Source organism: Micrococcus sp. HMSC31B01, from assembly GCF_001816085.1.
GTDB classification, from domain to species: domain Bacteria; phylum Actinomycetota; class Actinomycetes; order Actinomycetales; family Micrococcaceae; genus Micrococcus; species Micrococcus luteus.
Genome location: NZ_KV825213.1, coordinates 1 through 1,104 on the forward strand (window position 1 = coordinate 1; position 1,104 = coordinate 1,104).

The window sequence follows — 1,104 nt, forward strand, 5'->3', positions numbered from 1 at the left end:
TGGCGTCCCCGCCGGCTGGCCCGGCCGCCGGCCCGCGGCCCGCCCCGCGCCGGACTGGACCCCGGGTCGGTTCCACTGGGGCGACGCCGTCGTGGTGCTCGTGTACGTGGCGCTCATGGTGCTCGGGCTGGGGCTGTGGCTGGCGGTGTCGCTCGGCCTGGTCCCCGGTGACCTCGAGGCGTTCGACCTGGTCCGCGACGGGTTCACGGTGAACATCGTCAGCTACGCGATCCTCGTGGTGCTCGTGCTGGCCGTGGCCTGGCGCCCGCTCGTGACGTCGCTGCGGGTGTTCCGCACGGGGACGTGGTGGAAGCTGTTGCTGCTGCCCGCCACGTGGCTGGCGTGCATCGTCGTGAACGTGATCGTGCTGAGCCTCATCGGGGAGGCGCAGACCAGCGCCAACCAGGCCGCGCTCGAGGAGATGACCACGCAGGCCCCGCCCGTGCTCATGATCCTCATGACCGTGGTGGCCGCCCCGCTCGTGGAGGAGTACCTGTTCCGCCACCTGCTGATCGGCAAGCTCTCCCGCTGGATCAACGTGTGGGTGTGCGCCGTGGTCTCCGTGCTCGCGTTCACACTCCTGCACTTCCTCGGCACCGGCGGCGACTTCCGGCTCGTGGAGACCGTCCCGTACCTGACCCTCGCGGTGGCGATCACGGTGTCCTACATCCTGATGGGCCGCTCGTTCGGGTACGCGGTGCTGCTGCACATGGTGAACAACGGCATCGCCATCGCGATGCTCTACCTCGTGGCCCCCCTGCTGCCGGACACGCTGCCCGGCCCCACTGCCCCGACCACGGCGCTGGCCCCGCTGCTGGCCCTGCTGGGCTGAGATGGCAGGACCCTCCGGCTCGACGGCGGCGCCCGCCCCGCAGGACGCGCGCGCCCTCACGCGGCGCATCCTCGCGCTCGCGGTCCCCGCGTTCGGCGCGCTCATCGCGGAGCCGCTGTTCCTGCTGGCCGACACCGCGATCATCGGGCACCTGGGCACGGCCCAGCTGGCCGGCGTCGGGATCGGCACCACCATCCTGCACACGCTCACCGGCCTCATGATCTTCCTGGCCTACGCCACCACCCCGGCGGTGGCCCGGCTGATCGGGGCGG

2 protein-coding genes are annotated in these 1,104 nt (G+C 72.0%); both read left to right on the forward strand.

Annotated features, from left to right (window positions below; genetic code table 11):
- On the forward strand, nucleotides 1–832 hold an 832-nt coding region (locus HMPREF3105_RS08305; protein ID WP_070709194.1), incomplete at its 5' end, for a CPBP family intramembrane glutamic endopeptidase.
- A gap of 1 nt (nucleotide 833) precedes the next feature.
- Nucleotides 834–1,104, forward strand: a 271-nt coding sequence (locus HMPREF3105_RS08310) for an MATE family efflux transporter (RefSeq protein ID WP_246830357.1), incomplete at its 3' end; no start/stop codon positions are given.